General features: G+C 72.4%; 12 protein-coding genes. 3 read left to right on the top strand and 9 right to left on the bottom strand.

The annotated features are described in order from the left end of the window. Positions 1 to 102: 102 nt before the first annotated feature. On the bottom strand, positions 103 to 699 hold the full coding sequence (locus N1032_RS11440; protein WP_259539223.1) for a DUF1349 domain-containing protein: 597 nt from the start codon (positions 697 to 699) through the stop codon (positions 103 to 105). Further along, a complete protein-coding gene (locus N1032_RS11435; RefSeq protein WP_259539222.1) occupies positions 696 to 1,679 on the bottom strand; it encodes a 2-hydroxyacid dehydrogenase in 984 nt (327 codons plus the stop codon). Before N1032_RS11435 ends, N1032_RS11440 begins: the two co-directional genes overlap by 4 nt. Positions 1,680 to 1,796: 117 nt before the next feature. On the opposite strand from N1032_RS11435, the gene N1032_RS11430 reads away from it, so the two are divergent. Continuing rightward, complete coding sequence (locus N1032_RS11430; protein ID WP_259539221.1) at positions 1,797 to 3,086, top strand: glycerate kinase; 1,290 nt, start codon at positions 1,797 to 1,799, stop codon at positions 3,084 to 3,086. Between the two features lie 42 nt (positions 3,087 to 3,128). Here the strand turns inward: N1032_RS11430 and N1032_RS11425 are convergent, their stop codons facing one another. Continuing rightward, entirely contained in the window at positions 3,129 to 4,685 is a 1,557-nt protein-coding gene (locus tag N1032_RS11425; protein WP_259539220.1) for a xylulokinase, read from the bottom strand. Positions 4,686 to 5,410: 725 nt separating this feature from the next. Further along, positions 5,411 to 6,457: a LacI family DNA-binding transcriptional regulator gene (locus N1032_RS11420; RefSeq protein ID WP_259539219.1), complete on the bottom strand. Its 1,047-nt coding sequence runs from the start codon at positions 6,455 to 6,457 to the stop codon at positions 5,411 to 5,413. Positions 6,458 to 6,724: 267 nt separating this feature from the next. Between N1032_RS11420 and N1032_RS11415 the strand changes: the two genes are divergently transcribed. Beyond that, a complete protein-coding gene (locus N1032_RS11415; RefSeq protein WP_259539218.1) occupies positions 6,725 to 8,062 on the top strand; it encodes a Gfo/Idh/MocA family protein in 1,338 nt (445 codons plus the stop codon). Positions 8,063 to 8,067: 5 nt separating this feature from the next. Here the strand turns inward: N1032_RS11415 and N1032_RS11410 are convergent, their stop codons facing one another. Continuing rightward, entirely contained in the window at positions 8,068 to 8,637 is a 570-nt protein-coding gene (locus tag N1032_RS11410) for a dihydrofolate reductase family protein (RefSeq protein WP_259539217.1), read from the bottom strand. Between the two features lie 186 nt (positions 8,638 to 8,823). Between N1032_RS11410 and N1032_RS11405 the strand changes: the two genes are divergently transcribed. Then, positions 8,824 to 9,735 (top strand): DUF2090 domain-containing protein, encoded by a 912-nt coding sequence (locus tag N1032_RS11405; RefSeq protein ID WP_259539216.1) that lies wholly within the window; start codon positions 8,824 to 8,826, stop codon positions 9,733 to 9,735. A 61-nt stretch (positions 9,736 to 9,796) separates the two neighbouring features. Here N1032_RS11405 and N1032_RS11400 read toward each other — a convergent pair whose 3' ends face one another. From N1032_RS11400 to N1032_RS11385, 4 genes are read right to left on the bottom strand one after another with little or no spacing between them, the layout of a single operon-like run. Further along, positions 9,797 to 11,299 carry an aldehyde dehydrogenase (NADP(+)) gene (locus N1032_RS11400; RefSeq protein WP_259539215.1) on the bottom strand — a complete coding sequence of 501 codons (1,503 nt, stop codon included), beginning with the start codon at positions 11,297 to 11,299 and terminating at the stop codon, positions 9,797 to 9,799. Next, entirely contained in the window at positions 11,296 to 12,492 is a 1,197-nt protein-coding gene (locus tag N1032_RS11395; RefSeq protein ID WP_259539214.1) for a mandelate racemase/muconate lactonizing enzyme family protein, read from the bottom strand. The genes N1032_RS11400 and N1032_RS11395 overlap by 4 nt, the downstream gene beginning before the upstream one ends. Further along, positions 12,489 to 13,469 carry a 5-dehydro-4-deoxyglucarate dehydratase gene (locus tag N1032_RS11390; protein ID WP_259539213.1) on the bottom strand — a complete coding sequence of 327 codons (981 nt, stop codon included), beginning with the start codon at positions 13,467 to 13,469 and terminating at the stop codon, positions 12,489 to 12,491. The genes N1032_RS11395 and N1032_RS11390 overlap by 4 nt, the downstream gene beginning before the upstream one ends. Continuing rightward, a complete protein-coding gene (locus tag N1032_RS11385; protein ID WP_259539212.1) occupies positions 13,466 to 14,617 on the bottom strand; it encodes an NAD-dependent epimerase/dehydratase family protein in 1,152 nt (383 codons plus the stop codon). Before N1032_RS11385 ends, N1032_RS11390 begins: the two co-directional genes overlap by 4 nt. Positions 14,618 to 14,668: the final 51 nt, after the last annotated feature.

The raw sequence follows: 14,668 nt of genomic DNA, 5'->3' as shown, positions 1-14,668 counted from the left end.
ATAGCGAGGACCGACGTCGAATAGGGCGTCGGTCCTCGCTATTTCTGCATCCGTCAACCGAGGGCCGGCTCGGCGCAAGGATCTCAGTGCAGGGATTCGATCTCAGTGCAGGGATTCGTCGGCGGCGGTGAGACGCCAGGAGACGAAGCGCACGGTGAGGCCCGCACGGGTGGGAGCCGAGACGAGGGGGCCGGCCGAGACCGCCACCGCGGCATCCGGGTCGAACGGCACGACTCGCACGAGGCGGAAGGGCTCACCGTCGACGCGAGCGCGAATCGTCAGGGCGTCGCCCGCCCAGCTCGCGCGCATGGTGACCTCGCGGCCCTGCCATTCGGGCACCGGTGCCATCGACCAGTCGGAGACCGGTGCGGTGACGACGGCGCCGACCTGGGCGACGCCGTCGGAGAGCTCGATGCCGGTCTTGACCCAGTGGTCGTCGGCGGCGCGCACGAAGAGGCCGGCCTGGTCGAACTCGCCGGTGAGGTCGGCGACGAACGCGACCTCGAGGGCTTGGCCGCGCTCGAACGGAGCGAGCAGCGCGTGTTCGGAGTCGTGCACGAAGCCGTAGGCGGTGGTGCGCCAGGCGTCGCTGCCCTCGATCGCGGTGACCGCGAGACCCGCGGGGGTCTCGCGGGTGGCGGCGGGCTCGTTGGTCCAGGTGCCGGTGCTCCAGGGGATGTCGCGGGTGGCCGCGGTCATGACGCCACCGCCGTCGGGGCGGGGCGGCCGGCGAGCACCGCGGTCACGTTCTGCACGGCCAGGGAGCCCATCTTCTCGCGGGTGGCGCGGCCGGCGCTGCCGATGTGCGGCGCGGTCACCACGTTGGGAAGGCTGAGCAGGCCCTTGCTCACGGTGGGTTCCCACTCGTAGACGTCGAGGCCCGCGGCGCCGATCACCCCGTCACGCAGGGCGTCGATGAGGGCGAGCTCGTCGACGATCGGTCCGCGGGCGGTGTTGATGAGCACGGCCGACGTCTTCATGGCCTGCAGCTCGGCCGCGCCGATGAGGTGGTGGGTGTCGGGGGTCAGGGGCAGGTGCAGGCTGATGACGTCGCTGGTGGTCAGCAGCTCCGGCAGCTCGACGGCCCTCACGCCGAGGGCCGCCGCCTCGGGGCTCGACGCCCGGGAACCCGTGGCCACGATCTGCATGTCGAACGCGGCCGCCCGGCGCGCGACCGCCATGCCGATGCGGCCGAGGCCGACGATCCCGAGCGTCGCGCCTCCGCTCACGTCGAGTCCGACGAAGAGGTCGGGCTCCCACTTCCAGTCGTTGCCCGCCCGCACGAAGCGGTCGGACTCGACGAGGCGCCGCGACGTCGCGAGCAGCAGCGCGAAAGCCAGGTCGGCGGTCGCATTGTCGAGCACGCCGGGGGTGTTCGCCACCACGATCCCGCGTTCCTTCGCGGCCGCGACGTCGACGTTGTCGTAGCCGACGGCGTAGTTCGCGACGACCCGAAGCGACGGGCCCGCGGCATCCATCAGCTCGGCGTCGATGCGGTCGGAGAGCAGGCAGATGATTCCGGATGCGCCGCGAACGCTCTCGAGCAGGCTCGCGCGCGGCTCTCCGGTCGGTCCGGAATAGACGGTCGTCGCGAGGCCGGTCGCGGCGAGCTCGGCGGCTGCACGCGTCGGCAGCTCGAAGGTGACGTGAACGTGGTCGGCGGCGCTGGCTGTACCCATGACACCACTCTCGCGCCTCAGGGGCGTGTTGCACAAAACGGGAGGGGGCGGCATCCGTCGTCGTCGGGCGGAGCGGGAGATTTGACAGGGCCCGTGCGGGCGTGAGGGGATAGCCGGGTGACCCGTCGCCGAGTTGTCGTAGCCCCCGATTCGTTCAAAGGAACCGCGACGGCGATCGAGGTCGCCGCTGCCATCGCGGAGGGGTGGCGGGAGGTGCGCCCCGACGACGACGTGGTGGCGATGCCGATGGCCGACGGCGGGGAGGGTGCGCTCGACGCGTTCGCGATCGCGCGGCCGGATGCGCGGCGGATGCCGGTGACGGTGACGGGGCCCGACGATCGGGTGGTCGAGGCGTATTGGCTGTGGCTGCCGGGCGAGGGCGGGGAGAGCGGTGGCGCGGGCGGGCGTGGCGGTGCGGGTGCGTCGGGTGAGCCGGGCGGGCAGAGTGGCGCGGGCGGAGCAGACGTGTCGGGCGGGCAGAGCGACCCGGGCGACGGCGGCGGCGCGGGCGGGCGCGGTGGCGCGCTGGATGGCGGCGGTCGGGGCCACGACGTGCGCGGCGGGGTGGGGGTGGTCGAGCTCGCGAACACGAGTGGCATCACGCTGCTCGATCCGTTGCGGCCGCTCGAGGCGCATACGCTCGGGTTCGGTCAGGCCATTCGTGCCGCACTCGCGGCGGGGGTCGATCGCCTGGTGCTCGCCATCGGCGGCAGCTCGTCGACCGATGGGGGTGCCGGCGCGCTCTCGGTGCTCGGGGCGAGTTTCACGGGGGCTGACGGCGGGCAGATCCAGCCCGGAAACGGTGGCCTGGGCGGCATCGCGCGCGCCGACTTCAGCACGCTCGCCGATCTGCCGCCGGGCGGGGCGTCGGTGTTGAGTGACGTGACGAATCCGTTGCTCGGACGCCTCGGCGCCGTAGCGGTGTTCGGCCCGCAGAAGGGCATCGGCGACGGACTCGCTCCCCTGGCCGAGGCGAACCTCGAGAACTTCGCGCGGGTGGTGACGGATGCCCGGGGCACCGACCCCGAGACCCCGGGTGCCGGTGCGGCGGGTGGGGCGGGATTCGGCCTGCTCGCCTGGGGCGCCACCCTGACCGCGGGCGCATCAGCGGTCGGCGACGAGATCGGCCTGCCGGCGCAGGTCGCGGGAGCCGACATCGTGGTGACCGGTGAGGGCCGTTACGACCACCAGTCGGAGTCGGGAAAGGTGCCGAGTTACGTGCGGTCGTTGGCCGCGGCATCCGGAGCCCGCTCGGCGATCGTCGCGGGCCTGCTGCAGGATGCGCCGCGCGGCTTCGACGCGGCCGTCTCGCTCACCGAGCTGGCCGGCAGCGGCGAGGCGGCGATGGGCGAGACCGTGGTCTGGCTTCGGGAGGCCGGGCGGCGCCTGGCGCGCGAGCTGGGCTGAGCGGCTGGTTCCGCGGGCTCGGCGTCGGCACTCGCTATCGAGTCAGGCCGGCGAAGCGATCGGGGTGAGTGCGGCCGGGGTGGGTGCCGTAGGGGCGGCGGCTGCGCGGGCCGCGTACTGCTCGCGGATGATCGGGCGATGATCGGCCGCCGGCGACGCGACCAGTGAGACGGGCCAGGAGGGGCGGGTGCCGGTGAGGGTCCAGGCGGCCTGCAGGGCGGCGCCGTTCGCGACGTATTCGCCGGGTTCGGGCACGGTGACGGCGACGTCGAAGACCTGGGCGGCGATCTGCTGCACCGCCGGATTGAGGGCGGCCCCGCCGATCAGCAGGATGCGCCGCGGCTCGACGCCCACCGCCCGCACGGCGTCGAGGCCGTCGGCGAGGCCGCAGAGCAGGCCCTCGATCGAGGCGCGGGCGAGGTTCTCGCGAGTGGTCGAGGCCATGGTCATGCCGAACAGGGTGGCCGTGGCATCCGGCAGGTTGGGTGTGCGTTCGCCCTCGAAGTAGGGCTGCAGCACGAGGCCGTGCGATCCGGGCTCGGCGGCCAGGGCGAGGGTGCCGAGGGTGTCGTGGTCGATGCCGAGCAGGGCGGCGGTGGAGTCGAGAATGCGCGCCGCATTGAGCGTGGCGACCAAGGGCAGGAAGGCGCCCGAGGCGTCGGCGAAGCCGGCGACGGTGCCGGTGGCGTCGCTCGAGGGTGCGCCGGTGACGGCGAAGACCGTTCCACTCGTGCCGATGGAGACGATCACGTCGCCCTCGGTGGCGCCGAGGCCGAGCGCGGCTCCGGCGTTGTCGCCCGCGCCGGGGCCGACGACGATCCCGGCGGGGATGGTGACGGTGGTGGTGGTGCCGGCGACGTCGGTGGACTCGGCGGCGGCGGCGGGGCGGCCGGTCGCAGCCGTGGTCGCGGCAGCCGTCGCGGTGTGGGCGATGGTCGTGCCGGCCGGTTCGGCGGGGCCGAGCACGCGGGGCAACACGGCGTCGTGGCCGAGCGCGGCGACGAGGATGTCGCGGTCGTAGGTGCCGGCGCGGGGGTTCCAATAGGAGGTGCCGCTGGCGTCGGACCGGTCGGTGACAAGCTCCTCGAGCACCGGGCCGAGCTCGCTCTCGTCGGCGGGTCCGTAGCCGCGAAGGCGCCAGGTGAGCCAGTCGTGAGGCAGGGCGACGGCGGCGACGCGCGCCGCGGCATCCGGTTCGGCGTCGCGCAGCCACCGCAGCTTGGTGGCGGTGAAGCTCGCGACGGGAACCGATCCGGTGCGAGAGGCCAGATCGGCCGCGCCGAACTCGTCGATCAGGTCGCGGGCGGCTTGGGCCGATCGGGTGTCGTTCCAGAGCAGGGCGGGGCGGATGACCCGAGCATCGGCGTCGAGCACCACCATGCCGTGCTGCTGGCCGGCGATCGAGATGGCGGCGACGTCGTCGAGCCCGCCGGCCGCGGTGAGGGCGCTGAGCAGCGCGGCCCACCAGGCGTCGGGGTGAACCTCGGTGCCCTCCGGATGCGCGGCTCGGCCCTCGCGCACGAGCGCACCCGATGCGAGATCGCGCACCACGACCTTGCAACTCTGCGTGGACGAATCGATGCCGGCGACGAGCGTCATTGGTGTCTCCTGAAAGGCCAGGGAAAAAAGTTTTCGTTGACAACATATTCGGTCGCGATGCCGCACGCAACGCCCCTCGCTCGTACTTGCGCCCTCACCGCGGTCGCGCGAAGTGCTCTCTGGCGGCCCCCTTGGGTGCTTTTGCGCGACCGGAGACGCTGGAGGCCGGGATGGGACGAGGACGCGTGGTGGGTCGAGCGTGAAGCCGGTGGGAACAAGGCGTGGGCGGGTCGGGTCCGAGCCGCCCGCCCGCGGACGCGGACTCGCTCACGGTCGCGCAAAGTGCTGCCCCGGAGCCCCTTTGGGTGCCTTTGCGCGACCGGCGACGGTGTGGGGTCGGGTAGCGGGGAGCGACGCCAGGTGGGCAGAGGGAGCGGGGCGGCCGCGGGCGGCAGGTTCGGTGGGTATAGGGGCGCGAGGCAGGTGCGCGACGCCGGATGGAACGTGAGGCGATGCGGTTCGGGCCCGTCGAAGCTCGATCGTGGTCGGACTCGGCGCGGTCGCGCAAAGTGTTCGATGGGAAGCCGATTTGGTGCTCTTGCGCGACCGGAGACGGCGCGAGGCCGGCGGGGAACGAAGCGCGGGGCTGGTTGGGCCGACGTCGCCCGGTCGTGGTCGCGCAAAGTGCTCGCTGGGAGGCGAGTTGGGTGCGTTTGCGCGACCGGAGTGAGGGGGAGGGGCGGGTTGGGGATCGGACGCGGGCGGGCGGGGCACGGCGCCGCGGGCTAGCGCACGGGCGGGGTGCTGTCCCGCACCACGACCTCGGTGGCGACGGGCGACTCGTCGCCCGGGCGGTCGGCGAGCGCGATGCGCAGGGCCTTGCGACCCACGTCGACGAGCGGCACGCGCACCGTGGTGAGGGTGGGCCAGACATCCTGAACCGTCGGGATGTCGTCGAAACCCGCGATGGCGACGTCGACGCCGGGGTTGAGACCGGCGTCGCGCAGCGCCGACAGGGCGCCGACCGCCATCACGTCGTTGACCGCGAACACCACGTCGATGTCGTCGAGGCCGCGCGACACGAGCTGGCGCATGCCGTCGTAGCCGCCGTCGCGGGTGAAGGCGCTGCGTACGACGTGGTCGGGATCGATGCGGATGCCGCTCTGCGCGAGCCCTGCGACGAAACCCTCGTAGCGATCCGCCGCCGTCTTCAGCTCGCGATTGCCGATGAGCACGGCGAAACCGCGGTAGCCGAGCCCGACGAGCGACGTGGCGAGCGCCTCGGCGCCCGGCGCGTTGTCGATCGTGACTGTGCGGAACCCCAGCTCGTTGCGGCTGATCAACACCACGCGCCCGCCGGCGCGCTCGTAGTCGTCGAGCTCGCGGCGCAGAGCGGCCTCGGTCGGGTCGCCTTCGCGACGCGACCCGGCCAGGATGATCACCTTCGGGCGCTGGCCGCGCAGGGTGCGCACGATGTCGAGCTCGCGCTGCGGATCGCGCTCGCTCGCGGCCATGGTGACGATCATGCGCTCACGGTCGGCCTCGGCCACGACACCGGCGGCGATCGACGAGAAGTAGGGGTCGGAGATGTCGGCCACCACCAGCGCGACCGTCATCGTGCTGCCCCGGGCGACGGCCTGAGCCGAGAGGTTGGGGGAGTAGTTCAGCCGGGCGGCCGCGTCGAGCACCCGCGTGCGGTAGGTCTCGTTGACGGTGCGGTTGCTGCCGTTCAGCGATCGCGACGCCGTGGCCAGCGAGACGCCGGCGGCGCGGGCGACGTCTTCGAGGGTGGCGGGCGTGGTTCGACCCTCGTCGGGGATGTTCTCGGGCATGAGTTCCTCCGGCAGCCGGTGGTGCGTGAGCGAGTCGATGCTATCGCGATCGGCGTTTCGGCCCCGCGGGTTTGCCCCCGAGGCGCAGGACTGGTAGACATTGAGGGAGAACCCGGGATAGCGCTTTCTCGCACGCGGGCGGCGGCATCCGCTGTTCGAACGACGCTCACGAGTAAGCGCTTTCTCACCCCGCACCGAGTCCCCCGCCGCGACGGGCACGATGCGCGGGCACCGAGAGGCGCGCGAGCGCCAGGAAGCAGGATCGCGATGGCGCAGATCGAACGCTACGCACTCATCGGCACCGGCGGCCGCGCCGACCTCTACGTGCGAGGCATCTTCGGACCGCATTCGGATGTCGCCGAGCTCGTCGCCTGGAGCGACGTCAACCCGGGCCGGCTCGACGTCTACGAGCGGCACGCCGTCGAGGCGGGTGTCACGCCGCCCGAGCGGTTCGATCCGGCCGACCTCGAACGCGTCATCCGTGACCGGCACATCGACCGGGTCGTGGTGACGAGCCCCGACTACACCCACGCCGACTACGTCGTGCGCACCCTGCGGGCCGGCGCCGACGTCGTGGTCGAGAAGCCGCTCACCATCGACGTCGAGAGCGTGCGCCGCATCGCGGCCGCCATCGACGAGACCGGCAAGCAGGTCATCACCACGTTCAACTACCGCTACAGCCCGCGCAACAGCACCCTGCGGCGCGTCATCGCCGAGGGGCAGATCGGCGAGGTCACCGCAGTGCACTTCGAGTGGGCGCTCGACACGGTGCACGGCGCCGACTACTTTCGCCGCTGGCACCGCGACAAGAAGAACTCGGGCGGCCTTTTCGTGCACAAGGCCTCGCACCACTTCGACCTGGTGAACTGGTGGATCGCCGCCACCCCCGTGCGCGTGTTCGCGAGCGGCGGGCTGCGGTTCTACGGCGCCGAGAACGCCGCCAAGCGTGGTCTCGGCGAGCGGCCCTCGCGCGGCACCGGTGTCGAGGGTGATCCGTTCGCGCTCGACCTCACGACGAATGCGCGCATGAAGGAGCTCTACTACGACAACGAGCACCACGACGGCTACCTGCGCGACCGCGACGTGTTCGACCCCGGCATCACGATCGAAGACAACCTCGCGGCGCTGGTCGACTACGACTCCGGCGTGACGCTGAGCTACTCGCTCAACGCGCATTCGCCGTGGGAGGGCTACCGCGTCACGGTGAGCGGCACCGAGGGCCGCGCCGAGCTCGAGGTGGTCGAGCGTGGTGCGGTGCTGATCGGCGACGACGGGTCGGTGATCGTCGACCCGAGCGCGAACCCCGGCTACTCGCCGGAAGACGATGTGCGGCCCGATTCGGAGCGACTCGTGGTTCAGCGGCACTGGGAGGGCGCGCGCGAGGTCGAGATCCCCGCGGGCATCGGCGGGCACGGCGGCGGTGACGCCTACCTGCTCGAGCACCTGTTCCACCGCGTGGAGGTCGACGAGCGGCTGGGCCGCGTGGCCGGCTTCGCCGACGGGGTGAAGGCGGTGTCGGTGGGCATCGCGGGCAACATCTCGCTCGAGACGGGCGAGCCGGTGCGCATCCCCGATCTGCGGTTGTTCGAGCCGTTCGGTCGCTAGACCCGTCAGGCCGGCGTCGTGCGGGGCCGGAATCGCTGAGCGACCACCCCCGAGCGGAAGTCGCGGCGATCGACGAGCTCGAGCTCGATGTGCTCACGCAGACCGGCGAGCAACGAGGGCCCGTGCCCGGCGAGCAGGGGCTGCACGAGGAAGACGTATTCGTCGATCAGTCCCAGGTCGGCCAGCGCGAGAGGCAGCGTCACGCCGCCCACGAACAGGGCCTCGCCCGGCTCCTGCTTGAGGAGTTCGACCGTCGCTCCGAGGTCGTCGGTCACCAGTTCGGCGTTCCAGTCGGCCTCGCTCAGCGTGCTCGACACGACATATTTCTTCGCCTGGTCGATGGTCTCGGCGAACGGCAGCTGCCAGTCGGTCATCCAGTCGGGCCAGCTGCCCGTGGCCGGCTTGCGCCACGCCGACTCCATCATCTCGTAGGTCGTGCGGCCGAAGATCAGGGCGTCAGCCTGCGCCATCTCGGCGGTCCAGTAGTCCATCGATTCCTCGTCGGGCGGAAGGCCCGCCTCGTGGTGGCAGCAGCCGTCGAGGGTGACGCTGATGGAGTAGCGGAGTGTTCTCATGCGAGATATTCCTCAGGGCTCTGGGATGACGTGGGCGTTCGAAAACGGCGTGCCGAGTGGATGCCGCCCAAGGCGTCGCATCGACCCAGACGATCGCCACTCTAGGGATTTCACCGAACAGACGTCAACGAGATCGGGCCGGCGCCGGCGGGTAGACTCGCGGCACGCCGACGACGAGGAGACAGCATGAGCACGCCCGATCCGATCTTCATTCTGGCGATGGATCACCGTGCCTCGCTCGTCAAAGACGTCTACCGCATCGACGGATCGCCCACGCCGGCACAGGCCGCCACGATCAGCGTCGGCAAGCAGCTCGTGTTCCGGGGGCTGCAGAGGGCGGTGGCCGACGGCGTCGATCGTGCAAGCGTCGGCGTGCTGGTCGACGAGCTCTACGGCGCCGAGGTCGCCCGAGAGGCCCGCGCCGCGGGAATCAACCTCTCGATGCCGATCGAGCAGAGCGGTCGCGCGACCTTCGAGCTCGAGTTCGGCGATCTCGCGTCGGGTGAATGGCTCGAGCACGTCGACCGCTTCGATCCCGATCAGGTCAAGGTGCTCGTGCGCTTCAACCCCGCTGACAGCGAGGCGTCCCGGTCGGCCCAGCTGACCGACCTCGCCGCGGTGTCGCGCGCGCTCGCCGACCGCGACCGGGTGCTGTTGCTCGAGCTGCTGGTTCCGGCCGTCGCGAAGCAGCTCGAGCAGGTCGGCGGCGACGCAGTCGCATACGACACCGACCTGCGGCCTGCCCTGACGGTCGAGGTGATCGGCGCGATGCAGTCCGCCGGCGTCGAACCCGACATCTGGAAGATCGAAGGCCTCGAGACGACGGATGCCGCCCGGCTCGTCGTGTCGGCCGCCCGGCAGGGTGGGAGGGATGCCGTGCGGTGCATCATCCTGGGCCGCGACGCCCCGGTCGAGCGCCTCGACCACTGGCTCGACGTGGCGGCCGAGGCGGGCGGCTTCTCGGGGTTCGCCATCGGCCGCAGCATCTGGGAGCAGCCCCTGCGGCAGCACCTCGACGACGAGATCTCCGACGACGAGCTCATCGCCCAGGTGGCGCAGAACCTCACGCACTTCGTGGAGCGCTACCGGGCCGGCTGAGTGCCCGTCGGGTTCGGGTTCGGGCTCGGGTTCGGGCTCGGGCTCGGGCTCGTGCTCGGGCTCAGCTGGCGAGCGTGAGCACGCCGTCGACGCGGCGGGGGATGCCGAGCGGGTTCGCCTCTTGCAGCGCGAGCGGCAGCAGGGCGTCGGGGGCGTCTTGGTAGGCGACCGGCCGCAGGAACCGGCGCAGCGCCGTCACGCCCACCGACGTGTGGATCGTCGTCGTCGACGGCCAGGGGCCACCGTGCTGCTGCGACCACGTGACGGCCACCCCGGTCGGCCAGCCCGAGAAGAGCACCCGGCCCGCGACCGAGGTGAGCACCGCGACGATCTCGCCCACGTCATCCGAGGGCTCGGAGTGCAGGGTCGCGGTGAGGCTTCCGCCCACGGCGCGCACGGTGGCGAGTGCCTCGTCGATCGAGGTGTACTCGACGACGAGCGTCGCGGGGCCGAAGCACTCCACGAGCAGCGCCGACGGGTCGGCCAGAGTGGCGGCCGCCGTGGTCTCGAAGACGGCGGGGCTCGCCGTGCCCGCGGGGCTCGCCGAGCTGGGTGTGTCCGGCGTGGCCGTCGCGCCCACCGTGTCCGCCGTCATCGGGCGATCGGATGCCGCCACCACCCGCACCCCGGCGTGCCCCGCCAGGGCCTGCACCCCGTCGGCGTAGGCGGCGGCGATGCCGGGTGTGAGCATCCGCTTCTCGTCGGCCGGATCGACCAGCGCGGCGACGCGGTCGGCGAAGCCCGAGCCCGCGGGCACGAGCACGACGCCGGGGTTGGTGCAGAACTGGCCGACCCCCAGCGTGAACGAGGCCGCGAGGCCCTTGGCGAGTTCATCGGCGCGGGCTTCGAGGGCCGCCGCCGTGATGAGCACCGGGTTCACCGCGCTGAGCTCGCCGTAGAACGGAATGGGATCGGCACGCGCCGAGGCGAGGTCGAAGAGGGCGCGTCCGCCGTGCAGCGACCCGGTGAATCCGACGGCGCGGATGGCGGGGTGCTGCACCAGGGCGACGCCGGCCTCTCGGCCCTCGATGAGGCCGAAGACGCCGTCGGGTGCTCCGGATGCCGCCAGGGCGGTGATCACGAGCTCGGCGGTGCGCTGCGAGAGCCGAGGTTGCGCGGAGTGCGCCTTCACGATGACCGGGCAGCCCGCGGCCAGGGCCGACGCGGTGTCGCCACCGGCCACCGAGAAGGCGAACGGGAAGTTCGAGGCGCTGAACACGGCGACGGGCCCGATCGGGCGCAGCAGGCGCCGCAGGTCGCCGTGCGGGGGCGTGGCCGAGGGATCGGGGTGGTCGATGGTGGCTTCGAGGTAGGAGCCCTCGACGATGGCCGTGGCGAACAGACGCAGCTGGCCGGTGGTGCGGGCGAGCTCGCCGGTGAGGCGGGGCGCTCCGAGCGCGGACTCCTCGTCGGCAAGGGCGACGAGGCCCTCGGCGTCGGCGTCGAGCGCGTCGGCGACGGCTCGCAGCCAGCGCGCGCGGTCGGCGGCGGTCGAGGCCACGAGGGTCTCGAAGGCGGCCTCGGCGGCGTGGGCGACGGCGTCGAGTTCGGCGGTGGTGGTCATCGCGGCATCCGTTTCGTCGTCGAGGGGGAGGGGTCGGGCGGGCCAGCGGGGCCCGTGGCAGTGGCAGAGGGGGCGGCGGCGAAGCGGATGCCGAGACCATCGTGCTCGGTGATGACGAGCGTCGAGCCGTGCACCCGCACGGGCGCGGGGGCCGCGAGCACGCCGAGGGCGTCGAATGATGCGTCTTCGACCGACTCGACCAGGGTGGGGGAGTCGAAGGTGGCCGCGAGCTGACCCGAGAGCTCGAGCAGCAGGTGCGGTGCGACCTGCACGCCGAACGACTCGGCGAGGGCGGCGATCTCGCGGAACGCGGTGATCCCGCCCACGCGCACCGCGTTGGGCTGCACGACATCCACCACCCCGGCGCGCAGGAACTCGTCGAACCGGTAGCGCGTGTGCACGTTCTCGCCCAGGGCGATGGGCACGGTGGTGCGCTCGCGCAGCAGCACGTGGGCCGGGAGGTCGTCGGCGCGCAAGGGTTCCTCGATCCAGGCGAGGTCGAACTCGGCGAGGGCGTCGAGGGCGCGCTCGGCCTGGTCGATGTTCCAGCGCTGGTTCGCGTCGATCATCAGGCGGCGGCCGGGGCCGATGGTGTCGCGCACAGCGCTCACGCGCTCGACGTCGTCGGCGAGCCGCGGGCTGCCGACCTTCATCTTCACGGCGTCGAAACCCGCATCGACCCATCGGCCCGCCTGCGCCATGAGCTCGTCGAGGGAGTAGTGCAGGTTGACCCCGCTGCCGTAGACCTCGGGTCGCGACCGTTGGCCGCCGAGCGTCTCGACCAGACCTGACGACGTGCGGCGGGCGGAGAGATCCCAGAGGGCGAGGTCGAGGCCGGCCATCGCGATCGTGGTGAGGCCCCCGGAACCCGCCTCGTGCAGGTGGCGCCACAACTCGGGCCAGAGCACCTCGGGGTCGGACGACCGGCCGACGGCGAAGGCGGCGATGTCGTGGTCGAGCAGGGCCTGCGCCGCGTGGGCACCGATGGAAGGGGTCCACGAGAAGCCGAAGCCCTCGGCACCCTCGTCGTCGCGCACGACGGTCTCGATGAGCGAGATGGAGCGCACGTCGGGGCCCCACGGGCGCAGCAAGGGCACCCGGATGAGCCGGGTCGACAACGAGCGGATGCGCGGGGCGTCGGCGGTGCCGGTGGGCGCCGTGGCGGCATCCGGAGCGGTGTGGTGCTGGGTCATCGCGCGAGGATGCCGGCGGCGGCACTCGCGGTGTCGTCGGTGGGCGCGAGTTGTTCGGCGAGCACGAGGCCGTGGTCGAGCAGGGCGCCGAGGCGGCGTTCCTGATCGGGGGTGGGGTCGACGAGCGGCGGGCGCACCGAGCCCACGGCGAGACCGCGCAGGCGCAGGCCCGCCTTGATGAGCGACACCCCGAAGCCGGGGGTCTCGTCGCGCAGGCGCACGAGCGGCACGTAGAACTCCTCGAGCAGCAGGCGCCGGGTCGGCTCGTCGCCGCTCACGTAGGCCGAGTAGTGCAGGGCGGCGAGCTCGGGGATCATGGCGAACGCCGCCGACGAATAGAGCGGGATGCCGATGCCGCGGTAGGCGCCCTGGCTGAGTTCGGCGGTGAGCAGTCCGTTGAAGAACTGCAGGTCGCGGCCGGTGGAGTCGGCGGCGAGAACGATCTCCTGGGCGAGTCCGATGTCGCCGGTGCCGTCTTTGAAGCCCACGATCTGGGGGTGGGTGGCGAGGCGGCGGATGGCGTCGGGCGTGTAGCGCGCGGTGCCGCGGTGGTAGACGATGACGGGCAGCGTGGTGGCGGCGAGCACGGCTTCGACGTAGGCGATGAGGCCTTCGGTGGTGCCGGAGACGAGGTAGGGCGGCAACAGCAGCAGGCCGTCGGCGCCGGCGGCTTCGGCGTCGCGGGCGATCTGCACGGCGTGACCGAGGGGGCCGCCGGCGCCGGCGATCACCGGAACGACTCCGCCGACCGCCTCGACGGTGGTGCGCACGACCGTGGCGACCTCGGACGCACTGAGGGCGTGGAACTCGCCGGTTCCGCACGCCGGAAAGACGCCGCCGGGCGCGAACGGCAGCCGGCTCGTCACGTGCTCGGTGAGCAGGCCGGTGTCGACGGAGCCGTCGGCGGCGAACGGGGTCACCGGAAAGAAGAGCACGCCGTCGAAGGCGAGCGGGGCGCGGGCGGCGGTGTCGGTCACGGGACTCTCTCGATCTGTGGGGCGGGGGTGGGTGTTGCGGGGGTGGTGGTGCTGGGCGCCGTGACCGGGGTGGCCGGGGCGGGCGCGGACGTGGTGCTCGCGGCGGTGCCCCTGGGGGCGACGGGTGCGGCGGCGTTGGCGGGTGCGGCGGGAGTCGCGGCGGAGGCGGTGCTCGCAGCGGTCACCGGTGCGGAGGCGGCAGATGACGCGGTGGCAGTGCTGGCAGCGGTGGCGGGAGCGTGCGCGGCCGGCGGGGCCGCGACGGCATCGACACCGCCCGGAACGAGGTCGCGCCAGCTGCGGGTCGGGCGCCAGCCTAGCAGGCGCTCGGCCTTGGCCACGCTGAACACGGGCTGGCCGGCGCCGATGCCGTCGGCGGCGTCGCCGAGCGCGGGGACGTATCGCCGCCACAGCGCCGCCACCGGTTCGACCGCGAGGGCGTCGGCCGCGCCCACGAAGAAGCACTCCCCGTCGACCGCCGCTGGATCGGCGGCGAGCCAGGCCTCGACGAAATCGGCCGCGTCACGCGCGTCGACGTAGTTGAACAGGCTCACGGCGGCGAGGGCCGGGTCGCGCAGACGCTCGAGCACGGTATGGCCCTGCTGGGTGGGCGCTCCGGCCCACTCCTCGGGCGAGATCACGTAGCACGGGCGAAACGACGTGAACACACCCGCCGAGGTGCGGGCGAACATCCGCACCTCCTCCTCAAGCACCGTCTTCGACAGCGCGTAGGCGTTCGCGGGTTGCACGGGTTCACGCTCGTCGAGGGGCAGGGCCGTCGGTCGCCAGCCCGGGCGGCCGTAGCCGAGCACCGTGGGACTGCTCGCCACGAGCGTGCGCCCGACGCCCGCGGCAGCCGCGGCGGCCGCGACCGTGTAGCCGAGCGCCGTGTTGGTCGAGAGGATGTCGAGCTCGGGTGCGCTGAACGGCACCGAGATGGCCGCGAGGTGCACCACGGCGTCGGGTCGCACCTCGTCGAAGAGCCCGGCTACCGCGGCGGCGTCGAGCAGGTCGATCGCGCGTTCGTCGACCGACCGGATGCCGCTGGCCGCGCGGTCGGCGCCCACAACCTCATGGCCGCTCGCGACGAGCCCCTGCACGACGCTGCGCCCGAGTCGGCCGGCTGATCCGGTGACGACGATTCGCATTCGTTCTCCCTTGCTGAGAAACCGCTTTCTCGCCATTACCCTAGGTGAATG

This window comes from Herbiconiux daphne (assembly GCF_024979295.1).
Classification (GTDB): domain Bacteria; phylum Actinomycetota; class Actinomycetes; order Actinomycetales; family Microbacteriaceae; genus Herbiconiux; species Herbiconiux daphnes.
This window is presented reverse-complemented; position numbering and strand designations above follow the sequence as displayed.

Excerpts from the sequence above, each read along its gene's own strand:
- N1032_RS11385 (WP_259539212.1), bottom strand. The coding sequence starts at position 14,617 with ATGCGAATCGTCGTCACCGGATCAGCCGGCCGACTCGGGCGCAGCGTC.
- N1032_RS11415 (WP_259539218.1), top strand. The coding sequence starts at position 6,725 with ATGGCGCAGATCGAACGCTACGCACTCATCGGCACCGGCGGCCGCGCC.
- N1032_RS11405 (WP_259539216.1), top strand. The coding sequence starts at position 8,824 with ATGAGCACGCCCGATCCGATCTTCATTCTGGCGATGGATCACCGTGCC.
- N1032_RS11410 (WP_259539217.1), bottom strand. The coding sequence starts at position 8,637 with ATGAGAACACTCCGCTACTCCATCAGCGTCACCCTCGACGGCTGCTGC.
- N1032_RS11420 (WP_259539219.1), bottom strand. The coding sequence starts at position 6,457 with ATGCCCGAGAACATCCCCGACGAGGGTCGAACCACGCCCGCCACCCTC.
- N1032_RS11395 (WP_259539214.1), bottom strand. The coding sequence starts at position 12,492 with ATGACCCAGCACCACACCGCTCCGGATGCCGCCACGGCGCCCACCGGC.
- N1032_RS11425 (WP_259539220.1), bottom strand. The coding sequence starts at position 4,685 with ATGACGCTCGTCGCCGGCATCGATTCGTCCACGCAGAGTTGCAAGGTC.
- N1032_RS11435 (WP_259539222.1), bottom strand. The coding sequence starts at position 1,679 with ATGGGTACAGCCAGCGCCGCCGACCACGTTCACGTCACCTTCGAGCTG.
- N1032_RS11440 (WP_259539223.1), bottom strand. The coding sequence starts at position 699 with ATGACCGCGGCCACCCGCGACATCCCCTGGAGCACCGGCACCTGGACC.
- N1032_RS11400 (WP_259539215.1), bottom strand. The coding sequence starts at position 11,299 with ATGACCACCACCGCCGAACTCGACGCCGTCGCCCACGCCGCCGAGGCC.